A 15,999-nucleotide genomic window follows, 5' to 3' on the forward strand; every position below is an offset into this window, starting at 1 on the left:
ATTATAATTTAAATATCTATTACTTTATTATTAGTGATGCGCTTCTGCAGCCGCCTTCTTTTGTGATTCTCCTGAAGCTTTTAAAATCGTTTTTAATTCTGCTTGAGCAATTACAGGGAAATAACGAGAAAATAATAAAAAGAACGTTCCAAACATCCCAATCGTTCCAACAAAAATACCCACATCAATAAATGATGGAGTATACGTACTCCAAGTAGATGGAACATAAGTACGACATAACGTTGTAACAATGATTACGAAACGCTCAAACCACATACCAATGTTTACCACAATCGATAAAATGAAAGTTGCAACGATAGAAGTACGAATTTTTTTGAACCAAAATAATTGAGGAGACACAACATTACAGCCCATCATGATCCAATAAGACCACGCAAGAGGACCCGTTGCACGATTTAAGAAAGCGTATTGTTCCCATTCAACACCAGAGTACCAGGCAACGAATAATTCAGTTAAATAGGCTACACCAACGATTGACCCTGTAACAATAATCACAATGTTCATGTACTCAATGTGTTTGATAGTAAGATAATGTTCTAATTTATAAATCTTACGTACAACTAACATTAGCGTTAATACCATTGCAAACCCGGAAAACACGGCACCCGCAACGAAATAAGGAGGAAAGATAGTTGTATGCCAACCTGGAACAATAGAAGTAGCAAAGTCAAATGATACAATTGAGTGAACTGAAAATACAAGTGGTGTAGATAAACCAGCCAGTACTAAAGATACTTCTTCAAAACGACTCCAGTGACGAGCACTTCCACCCCAACCAAAAGATAAAAAACCGTACATTTTCTTTTGCCATGGCTTAATAACGCGATCACGAATCATTCCAAAATCAGGAATTAAACCAATGTACCAGAATACTAAGGACACAGTAAAATAAGTTGATACCGCGAACACGTCCCAAAGTAGAGGAGAGTTAAAGTTTGGCCACAAAGAACCAAATTGATTTGGTAAAGGGAATAACATATAATCTAACCAAGGACGACCGGTATGAAGCAACACGAAAATTGCAGCACACATAACGGCGAAAATTGTCATCGCCTCAGCAGAACGGTTAATAGCCATACGCCATTTTTGACGAAACAATAATAATACCGCAGATATAAGAGTACCAGCGTGACCAATACCGATCCACCAAACGAAGTTGGTAATATCCCAAGCCCAGTCAACATTATTACTACTACCCCAAGAACCAATACCAGTTCCGATAGTATACGCTAAACTACAAATTCCCCATAAAAAACATAAGGCACAAATAGTCGTTAATGTGTACCAGCCTCTTGCTGCTTTACCTTCTATCGGCGCAATAATATCATCAGTAATCTGGCGATAACTTTTATTGCCGATTATTAACGGTAATCTAATTTCTGATTCTGCGTGCATATTATCTTATTAATTTTTTATTCTTAATTATTTAAACTATGAATGTTTCTCTTCGTGGTGAGCTTCTTCTTTTTTAACAGAATGTCCTACAACATCGTCATGAAAAATAATCTGCTCATCTTGATTTCTAACTTTTACTTTGTAAGAAGTAGTTGGCTTAATACCCACATCTTCCAATAAGAAATAAGTTCTTTCGTCATTTCTTTCTTTTGTTACTTGAGATTCTGAATCATTCAAGTCACCAAAAATAATCGCATCTGTTGAACACGCCGATTGACAAGCTGTTTTAATAGCACCATCTTTAACTGGCATTCCTGCTTTTTTAGCTTCTAATTTACCAGCTTGTAATTTTTGCTGACACATAGAACATTTTTCCATCACACCACGACTACGAACAACTACGTCTGGATTTAACACCATACGCCCTAATTCTTGTTGTGCAGGATTTACATCAGCAAATAAATCGTTGCCGTTATAATTAAACCAATTGAAACGACGTACTTTGAAAGGACAGTTGTTAGCGCAGTAACGTGTACCAATACAACGGTTATAAGTCATCATATTTAAACCTTCAGTACTGTGACTAGTAGCTAAAACTGGACAAACAGTTTCACAAGGAGCATGATTACAATGTTGACACATCATTGGTTGGAAAGTAACCTGCGGGTTAGCCGAAGGATTTTCCATATCGATGTACATTTTTTTAGTCTCCATTAACCCTTCTGCCTGAGCGCTGTGCTTAGTAACATCAGAACTGTAATAGCGATCAATGCGTAACCAATGCATTTCACGTACTCTGCTTACTTCTAACTTACCTACAACAGCAACGTTATTTTCAGACGTACATGCTACGACACAAGCACCGCAACCAAAACAAAGGTTCATGTCGATGCTCATTCCCCACTTGTGTCCAGGACGTGGATGTTCCGCCCAAAGATCTACTTCACTTACTGGTTTTTTACCACCACCGTGAACCGCCATTTCTACGGCAGGATTCCAATAATCTTTATCTTTTTCTTTAAATTCTTTTAAGGATACCTCACGTAATAAAAACTCTTCTCTACCCATTATGGTATGTTGAATCTGCGTAGCAGCAAACATATGGGTTTCAGAAGTTTTTATGACACTTACATTTGTTGCAATTGGTTGAATGGTATTGTTAATCATCCCTTGGAAAGGGAACGCATTCACACCTACTCCGTTTGCAACTTTTAAAGATTCTGCATTTCTACCATAACCAAGCGCTAAACCAATAGATCCAGGAGCTTGACCTGGTTGAGGATACACAGGAACTTTAATCGTAATACCGTTAACCGTTAGGTCTACAATACTACCATCAATATCCTGACGTAACATCTCATTTAATCCCATCGCTTTAACATCGATTGGACTCATTGTAATATAATTGTCCCAAGTAACTTTAGAAATAGGATCAGGCAATTCCATTAACCATGGGTTATTGGCGTATGTACCATTTCCTAAACCTACTTTTTCGTAAACAAATAATTCAAGCGCGCTTCCTTTAACTGAAGTTGCCATTGAGGCTGCCTTATTATAATCGGGAGTTGGAATGGATTCGGTTGCAACAACCATTTTTCCTTTTGGTTGTTCAGCAGCAACTGTTTGTGTTGAGTCAGAAACTTCTGCCATAGCAGTAGCTACACCAACCATTAGAGGTCTACCTAAAGAATCTTTTTCCATTGGAGCAACTGGCGCATCTTTGTACACGGCAACTTTTACTGCACCATCATGCAATGCATGCGCCCAGAAACTTGGGAAATCTAAGAACTTACCTTGATTCGGGAATACGTGATTATTCCAGTACCCTTGTAAATAAGTTAAATAATCAGATTTAATACCTGACCATTTTAATAAAGTATCTTGAAACTGACGCGTACCTTCTTGACGAGGTTGAGCGAAAATTGGATTAATAGTTGCTTGTTGCAAAGTGAACATTCCAACCTTTGGATTTGCATCACCCCACGACTCTAAATAGTGATGATCTGGACAAACGATTGTTGCCATTTGTGATGTTTCATCCATTACTTGAGAGAATGAAATACGAGTAGCTACTTTTTTATAAGCATCTGCAAATTTTAAAGAAGCAGGAGCTGTATAAACAGGATTACAATTGTAAGTCATTAATACATTTACTTTACCAGAAGCCATATCAGCAACTAATTCAGCAAATTCTTTGTCATCACTTTGTTTGAAATTTAAATGTTTCTCAACATCTACAGTTTTACCATAGTTGTCAAGCATTGCATTAATTCCATTCACTAAAGTTTGAACACCTTCGTCGTTTAAGCCTGAAACAACCAAAGATTTTCCTTTATTATTAGCTAACTTTTCAGCTGCTTTTTTAATAGCGGTTACAGCCGCAGCACTTTCAATTTTAGTATCTCCACTTACTTTTGAGTTTCCTGTAATTGCAGCAATTTCATTAAATAATGAAACAGTTACTTTACCCAGTTCACTAGGTTTTACCATGAAACGGTAATCAGCATTCGCCCCTGTAAGAGACAAGTTACTTTCGAAATGAAAGTGTTGACTCATTTCAGGATTTGCTTTAGAAACCTTACGGTTTTTAGCATATTGTTTTGAGAACTCTTCACCTGCAATCCAGTTGCCTAAGAAGTCGCAAGCAATACCTACAACAATTTTAGCTTTACTGAAATCGTAAGAAGAAACAACTGCTTTACCAAATGTGTTTTTATTTGCAAGCGTTAAAGCGTTATGAGAAATAGCATCGTAAGTAACGTGCTTAGTATTTGGATGTTTATCCGTAAACTCAGCAATAACCGCTTTTGTAGAAGGGCTTATTATTGTTGACGTAAGAATACGAATAGTTGCTCCGTTTAAAGCGGTTGCTGCTGCATCGTCTGCTGTTTTCCAGGTGGACTCTGCACCCTTTACCCATGGTCCTTTCAAACGTGCACCGTCATATAAGCCTAGTACAGATGCTTGAACACGTGCGTTAGTTCCACTATGTGTAATTCCACCCAAATCATTTCCTTCGATTTTGATGGGACGACCTTCACGTGTCTTAACTAAAATAGATGCATAATCATGTCCGTCGTAAAATGTTGTTGCATAAAAGTTAGCAACACCAGGAGTAACCTCCTCAGGCTTTACAACATAAGGAATAGAACGCATAACCGGTGTTTCGCAAGCTGCTAAAGCTACCGCGGCAGTTGAGAAACCCATTACTTTTAAGAAATCACGGCGTGAGGTTCCGGAAGTTTCAGCATCGTTACCGCTCAAAAACTCGTCCATTGGAAGAGACTCGGCGAACTCATTTTTTTGCTGCGCTTGGAATTCAGGGCTATTATGTAACTCTGGTAATCCTTTCCAGTATTTTTTTGACATAGACATTAATATATAAATTCTTTAATGATTCTTAATTTTAATAATGGCACTTAGCGCATTCTAATCCGCCAATCTTCTCAACAGTAAACTTAACATCATACTGTCCAGCATATTTTTCTTTTAATGCTTTGTGCAAACGATCGTAGTATGCGTTGCCTTGCATAACCACTTCTGTTTTGCGGTGGCACTCGATGCACCATTTCATTGTTAAAGGTGCTTTTTGCTCTGCAACTGTCATAGCTTTTACATCACCGTGACAAGTAGCACAATCAATTTTACCAACCACAACGTGTTGTGAGTGATTAAAATAAACATGATCAGGAAGATTATGAACCTTAATCCATTTTAATGGATTTTGTTTGCTGTCATCATAGGTTCCTGTTTTGAAATCAAAACCTGCTGCTTCGTAGATTTTAGCTATTTCTTTTTCTTTGTAAACTGGACCAGTATTAATTCCTTTATGGCAATTCATACAAATGTTTACTGAAGGAATTCCTGCGTGACGTGATTTCTCAACTGAGCTATGGCAATATTGACAAGCAATTTCATTATCACCGGCGTGTAATTTATGTGAGAATTTTATTGGTTGTTCTGGCTTATAACCTTTTTGTGTTCTATAATCATAGTAAACTCCAATGTTGAAACAAGCATCCCAACAGCCCTTCATCCCTATACAAAGTACAATAACACTCAAAACACCAACTAAACGACGATTTCCAGAAATCCAATTTCTAACTTCTTGCCAAAAAGTAATATCAGGATTTTCTTCTTTTCCTTCAGCACGGTTAGATGTATTTTGTAAAGCTGTTCTAACGCTACGTAATGCTACTAATAAGATTGCCAGGATAACGATGGAACCAAGAATTAAATATAAGGGATCAATACCTGGTTTAACTTCTGTAACTTCTCCACCTGGAGTTGAACCACCTGGAGCAGCCGGACCTGTAACAGGAAGTGGCGCTTTAATAAAAGCTATGACAGCATCAACGTCTTTGTCAGTAAGTGTACCTTCAAACACAGTCATAGAAGCCTTCCCGTTCTCACCGTATATTTTGTTGGCGTAAGCGTCACCAGACTTAATCATTTTCTCGCTGTTAAGGATCCATTTATGCATCCAATCTCCTTTTGGAGTGCGATCGAAAACACCTTTTAAGCCGGGACCCGTTAACTTTTGATCGGTGTGAGACGCGTGACAAACAGCACAATTTTGTTTAAACAATTTTGCCCCATCCTGGGCTTGCACATTTGACGTGAAGATAAAAACCGTGAAAACGAACGCTATCACTGCTTTTAATGGAATCCTGGTTATTTGGTTTTTCATATAAAAATGAGAAAAATTTGCTTCTGTTTAGTGTTTCTCTTATGACAAATTAATGACACAAAATGATGGCAAATTTAATAGAAGATTGAGACTTATTTAGGGAATTCGTTAAAATTTTTAACGAATTCTATAATTTATAATGATTCTAAATAAGGCTTTTTGGCACAAAACGATTTCATATTTTGAGAAAAGATTTCTTTCAAAATAAAAACGCAGTTAACTGAAAAAATAAGTTTATTTAACGGGAACTATTTTGTGTTACCTTCCCAAGTGGAAGACTGTTTACGGGAAAACTTCAGTCCAAGCATTAACTCATGAGTCCCTGAACTGTATTTACGAACTTGTGTAGTAGTAATATCATACGAATATCCTATAGTCAAATAATCTTTAAACATATAACCTAAAAGAACTGAGATAGCATCCTTGTGGCGATACACTATACCTGCCCAGATCTGCTTTTTGTAGATTACACGTCCACCAATGTCTAATTTAACAGGTGCCGGCTTTTCATACTTAATCAAAAATGAAGGTTCAACAGTAAATTCTTCATTAATGTCAATCTTATAAGCTCCATTAATATTAATTTGGCTCGCTAACTTACTTTTCTTAGAAGACCCATCGTACAAACCAATTGGAGCTTGGTACATTTGAGGTAAACTAAAGCCAAAATAAAATTTATCTTTTTTGTAAAAATATATTCCAGCACCCAAATCAGGTAAAGGCTTAGTTCTATAAGATGAAAGTAATTGCTGATCTCCTTCTTCCCGAAGTGTTATTTTACTTCCGTCAACTCCCCATTGCTGCAATCCAGCGGATAAACCCAAAGACAAATGCATATCTCTTTGTAGTTTTATGTGGTAAGCGTAAGAAAAGCTAATTCCAGTTCGGCGAGTTGGTCCAACAATATCCGTATAAATATTTACCCCAAGCCCCATATTTTTTCCTCTTATTGGTCCCTGAAGTGTTAACATATAGGTTCTTGGCGCATCTGTTATACCAACCCACTGTCTGCGATTGTTTGACCTCACTTCAGAGAAATCATCTCTACCAGCCACGGCAGGATTAATTGCCATCTCATTGAGCATATACTGAGAATATTGTGGTAATTGTTGAGAAAGCCCACAAAATGCAGTGATTAAAAATATGAATATGTATAGCTGCTTTATCATCTGAATATAGTCAATGGTCCGGTAAATGGTTTAGGATAGCCTGGATGGTTTAAATTAATTATGTAATAGTAGGTTCCAACTGGTAAGTCAGTACCTTTATATTTTCCATTAAAAGGTTCGTTATATCCATTTTTAGCTGAGAAAATTACATCACCCCAGCGGTTAAATATTTCAACAGTAGTCTCCGGAAACTGATCGATATAATCAATGATCCATAAATCGTTTTTACCGTCACCATTAGGCGTAAATCCACTAGTTATATTAAGTTCAGGATATAAAAACACATGGACCGAATCCGTAGTTATACAACCATTCATATCACTAGCCGTTACTATAAAAGTAGTGTTAACCGTATTTGATGTTATAGGATTGCTAGAGTTCGGATCATTTAAATATTGAGCAGGTGACCAGGTTAGTGTAAGCGCTCCCCAATTAGTTGGGTAACCACCAATTGTAACGCTAGAATGCACTGGTACTGTAATATCCCTACCTGCATCTAGAGCTGATAAAATATGAACGTTTACCATAACTGTATCTTTCGCATAACATGCAGCAACCGGAGAGATAGATTTGAGTACAAAGCTTCTTGCCTTTTTAATGTTACTAACAAAAAGTTGAGGGCCAACTGCCAGTGCGTTTGTAGTATCCGTTAACGAAAACCATTTGTATGTGGAATTAGATGAACCGGTTGCGTTAAGAACTACTGAACCTGTTTCTGGACAAATAATTTGATCTGGACCAGCGTTTGCCATGATAGTAATAGAGGGGCTAATACTAATTGCAGTGTCTTTTTTACATCCCAAACTATCGAGAACACTTAAGCTATAATTACCTGAAAAAATATTAGATACGTTTTGTGACGAAGCTGCATAATTCGACGGGCCTTTCCAGGTGTAGGTATATGTTCCTAATCCACCGGTTGTATTGACACTAATTGAAGCGTCAGAAACTGAACCACAAGAAGCCTTGGTTGAGTTAACAGCTAAAGAAATTGAACTAGCGCTTTTTATTGTATAAGAAGGAGATGTAAGCGCACAGCCTTTACTATCTGTAATAGTTGCAACATAGACACCATCGCAAAGTGAATCTATCGGATTAAAAGTCGCATTAGTATTGGTCCAAGTATAGGTATACGGTAAACTTCCACCACTTGGTACCAATTTAATTTCACCACTGCAGTCACCAAAACAATTTGCGTTTTTTACATTCTCCTTACTCAGCTGCAGCAAAGGGTTATCTGTGATGGTGAAAGATTGAATTGTATTACATGGAATTCCATCTGATACCGTCAGAGTTACAACTCCCTTACAAAGATTAGTTACAACACTGGAGGTAATGGCTGACCCGCTACTCCATGAGTAGGTTAGAGGTGGATTCGCAGAAGTAACCGTTGTGGATATAAGCCCAGTACACTGGCCAAAACAATTAATGTTTGTTTGATCAGCGACAATTATCGGACCGTTATTGTTGCTCACATTGATAGTGTTAGAAATAGAACAAGCATTTATTCCGCTTTCAGTAACTGTATAAGAATAAACACCGCTATTTAAATTTGTTAGGGACGTAGTTAATCCTGCCGGCGGATTCCAAACAATATTGTATGTTGGGGTGCCACCAGCTATAGCAATACTTATTGAACCGTCACTTGCTCCACAAGCAGGTTGGTAAACAAAAGGAGAAACAGAAAGGGTTACGAGAGGGTTAATGGTTGCCGAAGTTGTTCTAATACAACCTGCAGCATCCACCATTTGAACAAAATAGGTACCAGAGCACAAATTACTAATAACCGAACCACTTGTTGCCGGACTTAACCAATTGTATGTAATTGGTGCTGTACCTCCAAAGGCTGTTACAGAAGCTCCCCCAATACATGAACCAGAACAAGAAATTTGTTTCGTATTAACGCGGGCTGAATCAATGCCATTTGAGTTATTTACAATAATAGTTTCTGTTTTAGTACAAGATAATACATCGGAAATAATTACCTGATATACTCCAGCGCATAAATTTGCTACTGTTGGACTTGTTGCAGAATTCGACCAACTAAAATTAAAAGGGCCTGTTCCAGTAGCTGCAACAGTAGCCGCGCCACTGCATAAGCCACAAGCTGGAGAGAATATTGAAGTAGTAGACGTTATTTGAGCGCCAGAAGTAATAGAAGTGGTTTCAGTATTACTACAACCATTAATGTCAGTAACAACAACTGTATAGGTTCCGTTTACAAGATTATTTATATTTAAACCATTTTGGCCATTACTCCAACCCGCAACATACGGTGAAGATCCACCACTCACTGAAACCGAAGCTTTAGCGGTAGAAGTTCCGAAACAAATATTATTAGTAACAGTTGGTGCGATCGCAATAACGGTTTGAACTGGAAGATTTATTCGGGAAGTATCTGTACACACATTGTTATAACCTACAACCAAGGTATAATCGCCAGCGCATAAATTGGTAATGCTTGTGCCATTTGAAAACATCGGCATCCAAGTGTATGTATAAGGTGCATTGCCACCGGACGAGGACACGCTAATATTTCCATCACATATTCCAGGACACAACGGGAAACCAATATTTGTTGTATTTGATATTGGAGATGGTTCAGCAATTGTAACGGTGGTAAAACCAAGACAACCGGTTGCATCCGTAATTTGCGCGTTGTATACTCCAGCACATAAACCTGTTATTTCATTAGTACCTGAAGGTGCGGGTGATAACCAGGTCGCCGTGTAAGGTTGTGTGCCTCCTGTAACTGTAGTAACCGCAACAGATGCTGCACCAGTACACTGCGAATTACAAGTAATACTCGATGAAACAATCGGCATGTAAGTCGGCCCACTAGAATTTGGCAAAATTATACTAACAGTTGTTGTGCAACTGTGTGAATCAGAAACTGTAATTGAATAAACACCTGCAGGAATACCAGATGCGGAGAAAGAAGTGCTTATACCACCTGGCCAAACATATGTATAGCCTGGCACGCCACCAGTTGGGCTAAGGAAAACAGCTCCGTTAGATTGAGAACAGCTTGCGGGGCTAATTGCGTTGTTTACCGTCATACTGGAGGGGCTGCTCAAGGAGAACGTTTGTGTGATTTTACAAAGATTATTATCTCTTACAGTGAGAGTATAAATTATACCGCCTGGAAGACCGGTAACCGCTTGAGTGGTTTTTGTGGGAGGACCTGTCGGCTGCCAAGTATATTGAAGCGGGCCTGCATTATTTGTGACCGTGACAGATGCATCACCATTAGCTTGACCGAAACAAGTAGGCTGAGTGGTAAAAATGGTAGCTTGCATTAACAGAGGGTTAGTTAGTGTGGTTACTGCGGTAAGGGAGCAAGAATTTTGATCGCTTATTACTACGGTATAGTTGGGATTTGGCGTTGCACATAAAAGGGTTGGATTTTGTCCTGCACCTGCGGGAGACCAAGAGTATGTTAATGATCCTTGCGCGCCCGAAACCTGCGTAGAAATACTACCATCACAAGCAGCGTTACATTTTGGATTTGTAGGAATAAGTGTAGCGCTTAAGGGCGCTACTGCATTTGTGGTAAAAGGTTTTAACAAAACGCAACCATTAGCATCGGTAACAGATGCTGTATATTGGGTTGCGGCGCATAAGGAATTTTCAGTTGAGAGCGTATTGGTACTTGAAGACCAGCTGTATATATAACCAGGTACCCCGCCGGCGGCGTTCAAAGTAGCAGTAGCATTACACGAATTGGAGCAGGTTGCATTAAGTGCCGTCACTGTTCCAGTTAAAGCAGGGGGTTGTAAAATAGGGAATGTGGCTGTTGTACTGCAACTTTGAGCATCTGTTACTGTAACTGTATAAACTGTTGCACTTGTTGCACATAAATTGGTAACTGTTTGCGTATTGCCGCCAATAGGCGTCCAAGAATAGCCTAGTGCACCTATACCACCTGTTGCACCAACCACAATGGATCCTGTACAAGCATTATTACATTTAACATTACTCGTAGCAACTGGAGATATAACAATCGGAGAAGGTTGTGTAATGGCAAAGGTATACTGCGTTGGACAATTCAAGGCATCCGTTAAGTTAAGAGTGTATGGGTTTGCACACAAAGCTGCTACCGTCTTTGTTCCCTGACCCGTTATAGGTGGAGTTAGAGACACCCAGTTATAAACGAATGTTGGTGACGGTAAGCTTCCTTGCGTTGGCGCTACCGTAATAGAGCCGGTGCAAATTCCATTACATCGGGTTGGTGTAACAGAAGGGTTTAACGTTACCGAAGGGGATTGAGTTATCGGAATTGAGGTACTTGTGACACACCCATTAATATCGGTACAATTAAAAGCGTAAGTTCCGCTACTGAGACCAGTTGCCACAACTCCTGAAGCAATAGTACTTGTTGGAGCAACAGGTGATACAACAAAAGCAAAAGTTCCACTACCGACAGCAGTAACCGTTGCGGCACCAGTAGAGGCTCCAAAACAGTTAACTGCACTCGAAACAGCAGTAAGTGTGGGACCTGTTGCATTGAATAAATTTATTGTGACAGAGTTAGAGCAACCAGCACCATCTGTAACCGTATACTGATAGTTCCCACCCGGTAAACTAGAAATACAACTACCAGTGCTTGGGCCATTAGACCAGGCATTTGTATAACCTGATCCCGATCCGCCCGTAACCGTTGTGCAAATGACACCGTCTGGATTAGTACACGCACTTGGATTTGTAGCAGTGTACAGTATAGTAATTGAAGGTGATTGATTAATTTGGAAAGTTGTTGTTTTAGGGCATAGATTTACATCCTTCACCAATAACGTATATGTACCAGCAATTTGACTCGAAATAGCCGATGTTGTTTGGTTACCAGGACTCCAAGAATAGGTATACCCCCCTACGACCCCACCACTTACGGTCGTGCTTAGAGCTCCATTGCTATAACCAAAACAGGTCACATGAGTAGTACTTGAATTAATACTAATTGCAGGTGGCTGTGTAATAGCAATGGTAGCAGTATTTGAGCAAGCTGGCGTTGAACTATCCACAACTAAAACTTGATAGGTTCCAGATAGAACGCCAGTTAATGTAGCTGTCGTTTGTCCAGAAGGCGTCCAGGAATAGGTATACCCAGGATTACCGCCGACAATATTATTTACAACCGCGGAACCAGTTGATAGACCATTACAAAAAATGCTTGTAGGGCTTGCGCTAACAGTAAAATTAACGATCTGAGATATTGCGACGGTTTTTGTAATTGTACAATTTTTAAAGTCGGTAATCAAAGCTGTATATGTTGCAGGGCAAAGTCCTCCTACTGTTTGCGTAGTAGCAAATGTGCCACTCAAAGAACTTGTCCATAAATATGTATAAGGAGCGGTTCCAAAAGAAGGAGTTACGGCCGCGCTGCCATTACAAACATTACAACTACCAACACTTGAAATACCCGCAGCCAGTGCAGCAGGTGTACCAATAAGCAGGGTGGTTGTTTGCACACATAACGAATTATCTGTGACAGTTACAACAAAAGACGCTGTGGATTGACCACCGATAACTCCGTTATTATTTGTGATTGTTGAACTTGATGAAACAAAATTATACGTGTTGAAAGGAGGAGTCCCTCCCGTTGCCGTTACCGTTGCTGAACCATCAGAACCACCAAAACAACTTACGTTTGAAACAGATTTTGTTAGCACAATTGGTGGTGGCGAAAATACCTGCCCTGTACTTGTTTTAGCACAAAGATTAGCATCCGTAACAGTTAGTGTATATATTTCAGGACATAAAGAAGTTGCAGTCGCATTTGTTCCAACTGTTGCACTTAAAGAATTTGTCCATACATAGTTGTAAGAACCGGTACCACCACTAACCGTTGAACTTAAAACACCGTTACATACAGAATAGCATGAAATACTTGAGGTATTTACCGCTACAGTCAAAGATGCAGGTGCAGTTACTGTGGTCACAGCTTGCTTTGTACATCCTTTTGAATCAGTTACAAGAAGTATATAACTACCAGCAGGTTGATTCGTTAATATGTTGCCAGCATTTGGGCCCGAAGGAGTAGTCCAAGTTAAAGCATAAGTCGGGGTACCACCTGCGCCACTCCCAGTAAGCCCTGCCACGCTGGTTCCAGCACACGCTATTGGACTTGTAATATTAATTCCAGCTGTTAGCGCTGGAGGTTCAATAACTGTTATTGTTGAAGGAACAATAGAACAGCCAGATGCGTCTTTTGCAAAAACGGTGTAATTTCCCGGACAAATCCCAGTGAATGGAGGGCTACCTGTATTGCTATAACTTGCAGGTCCGGTAACTGTGTAGTTGTATGCAGGCACACCACCGCTAGGAACCGCGTTAATTGTTCCATCACACGGTAGCGCGTTTAAAACATTGCAGGTAAGACTGCTAGACGAAATAGCAACCGATAAGCCAGAACTTGGTTGAATAATATTTATTGTTGTAGAAGTTGGACAGGCCGACGCGTCTTTCACGGTTAAGCTATAAATGCCATTAGAAAATGTAGACACTGCTGACGAAGTAAATGCACCCGGAGTCCAACTATAAGTGTAGGAGGAATTATTTCCCCCTGACGCCGTTACTGTTGCACCCCCATCCGACAAACCAAAACAACTGACACTTTTATTTGTAATAGCAAGCGTAACAGCCGGAGGTTGTGTGATGGTAATAAAAACAGAGGGGCTTGTACAATTATTGCCATCTAATACATTAACTGTATAAGCTGAAGAAAAAGACAATAAATTGGTTTGAGATGGTACGTCGCCTGTCAATGCTGGTGGCCCCGGAGCAGTCCAGGTATAGTGAAAGGTACCTGTGCCTCCGGAGGGCGTGATAGAGGCCGCACCGGTTGATGCTCCTGAACAAACTACGTTTGTTTGTGTTGGAGTTAAAGTAATTGCAGGTGGTTGAGTAATAGAAAAAGTTTGGCTTGAATTAGAACAACCATTTGCGTCAGAAACTGTTAGCGTTTCCATCCCCACGGATGCACAAAGACTTGTTCGTGAAGAAAGAGTACTGCCACTCGCAGACCAACTGTATGTATAAGGACCTGTGCCTCCGGATGCTGTTGCTGAAAGAGCTCCAATACAAACATTATTACAAGCTAGATTTGTTTGAGACATGGCCACTGACAGAGTTGCACTTGGCTCAGTAATAACAGTGCTTGTTGAAGCAACACATCCGTTCAAATCGGTTACTGTGGCTGAAATTGGTCCAACCCCCAACCCTGTCACAGCAACAGGGTTACCAGTTGAGGTAAAAACAGCTGAATTACTAAAAGTAACCGTGTAACTTGGAGTTACTGTATTAGCCCCGCCACTTGGTGTAATAGACAATGCACCATTATTAGCACCCTTGCAATCAATTGTTGTGGTAACAGCAGTGGCTACGACGGGCGCTGGTGCACCCAAAATATCGACCACTGTATTTGAACAACCACCAGCATCAGTAATATTAAAAGAATATGTACCAGCACATCTGTTTGGAATAGAGTAGCCAAAAGCGGTAGTAAAAGTAGTGATTGTCGTTCCAGTTGCAGTAACAGTTACCGAAAATGGCCCATTTGGAAAAATACCACCAGCAAGGGTTCCGTCACAAGAATAATTACAAAGTGGTTCAATATTATTTGGAAAAAGACTTGCATTATTTGGAGTAAAATTACCACTAATGCCTGTTTGCAAGTTATTGCTCGCATCAAAAACAGCAATATTATAATTAAATCCAAGACAAATGCAGGCATTTGTATAGGTATAGACTGAACCAGCAATTGAATTTGTGCCCATTGCCGCCGCAAATGCAGGACAAATAGGATTTGACACAGAAACTCTGTAAGGTGTATTCGTACAACTTGGAGATAAACTCACAGTTATTACACCGGTACAACTTCCGGAACAGGCAGGTGTTAAAGAAATGGTTACTGGACAAACCACATTAATTGTATTTACTGAGGTATAACCTTTAGAAGCACTCAAAGAAATTGGGACATTGTAGTTTTGGTTAGAAGATAGGTCAGCCATAATGTATACTCCTTCAGCTTTAACATCAGATGAAGCAGCTATATTAAATTTTTTTGCAGACTTAAAATAAGAATCTTTTATATCAAAATGGGCAGATGCATCTTCATTTATTATATTTCCTGCAGTTATTAAGGCGTGAGCAAAACTATAATTTCCGCCACCAAAACGAATTGTTTTTGTTTCAGTTACCTTTAATGAATTAAAGAAATAATTTCCACTTTTAAAGATCAAATTATTATTTAATTCAAATTCCCCAATATCTATATTAATCTTGTTAGGACTTAAGGATTCAAAAATAATATCCGCCGAAGTATTTAATCTAATCTTTCTAGACAAATTGAATGAACCTCCAATGTGAATTACACTCCCTGAATTTCCATTGAATACAAGCGCTTTTTTATCTATTTGAGTAATAAAACTTTTTGTTTGAATGTTTGAATTTATACCAACGATAAAATAATCTTGTAGACTTGAGTTATCGTCGAATACAACGTCATTTGAAGAATTTGGTAAAATATTCGCAGAAACACCGCCCGAAGTTAAACTCCAATGACTTGGATCATTAAAATTACCTGAACCACCCACCCAATAGAGCGTTTGAGCGCCCACGATAGCAACAGAAAACCAGCTTATAAAAACAAAAAGTAAACGTTTGGTGTTCAAACTCATAAAAATTTAGACTTTATTACGGAAATAAACGTAATTTGGTTGCTAA

General features: G+C 39.2%; 5 protein-coding genes. All 5 read right to left on the reverse strand.

Features of this window, described 5'->3' with window-relative positions:
- Positions 1-30 precede the first annotated feature (30 nt).
- The gene (gene nrfD, locus P2086_RS01015) at positions 31-1,416 is read right to left on the reverse strand and encodes an NrfD/PsrC family molybdoenzyme membrane anchor subunit (RefSeq protein ID WP_317898561.1); all 1,386 of its coding nucleotides are present in this window, start codon (positions 1,414-1,416) and stop codon (positions 31-33) included.
- A gap of 36 nt (positions 1,417-1,452) precedes the next feature.
- The gene (locus tag P2086_RS01020; RefSeq protein WP_317898562.1) at positions 1,453-4,785 is read right to left on the reverse strand and encodes a TAT-variant-translocated molybdopterin oxidoreductase; all 3,333 of its coding nucleotides are present in this window, start codon (positions 4,783-4,785) and stop codon (positions 1,453-1,455) included.
- Positions 4,786-4,822: 37 nt separating this feature from the next.
- Positions 4,823-6,106, reverse strand: coding sequence for a c-type cytochrome (locus P2086_RS01025; RefSeq protein ID WP_317898563.1), 1,284 nt, complete (start codon positions 6,104-6,106; stop codon positions 4,823-4,825).
- Positions 6,107-6,354: 248 nt separating this feature from the next.
- Positions 6,355-7,275, reverse strand: coding sequence for a PorP/SprF family type IX secretion system membrane protein (locus P2086_RS01030; protein ID WP_317898564.1), 921 nt, complete (start codon positions 7,273-7,275; stop codon positions 6,355-6,357).
- Complete coding sequence (locus P2086_RS01035) at positions 7,272-15,953, reverse strand: T9SS type B sorting domain-containing protein (RefSeq protein ID WP_317898565.1); 8,682 nt, start codon at positions 15,951-15,953, stop codon at positions 7,272-7,274. The genes P2086_RS01030 and P2086_RS01035 overlap by 4 nt, the downstream gene beginning before the upstream one ends.
- Positions 15,954-15,999: the final 46 nt, after the last annotated feature.

The organism is Aurantibacillus circumpalustris, from assembly GCF_029625215.1.
Lineage (GTDB): Bacteria > Bacteroidota > Bacteroidia > B-17B0 > Aurantibacillaceae > Aurantibacillus > Aurantibacillus circumpalustris.

Bases quoted from the DNA above. Each gene is read 5' to 3' on its own strand.
- nrfD (WP_317898561.1), bottom strand. From the start codon at position 1,416: ATGCACGCAGAATCAGAAATTAGATTACCGTTAATAATCGGCAATAAA.
- P2086_RS01020 (WP_317898562.1), bottom strand. From the start codon at position 4,785: ATGTCAAAAAAATACTGGAAAGGATTACCAGAGTTACATAATAGCCCT.
- P2086_RS01025 (WP_317898563.1), bottom strand. From the start codon at position 6,106: ATGAAAAACCAAATAACCAGGATTCCATTAAAAGCAGTGATAGCGTTC.
- P2086_RS01030 (WP_317898564.1), bottom strand. From the start codon at position 7,275: ATGATAAAGCAGCTATACATATTCATATTTTTAATCACTGCATTTTGT.
- P2086_RS01035 (WP_317898565.1), bottom strand. From the start codon at position 15,953: ATGAGTTTGAACACCAAACGTTTACTTTTTGTTTTTATAAGCTGGTTT.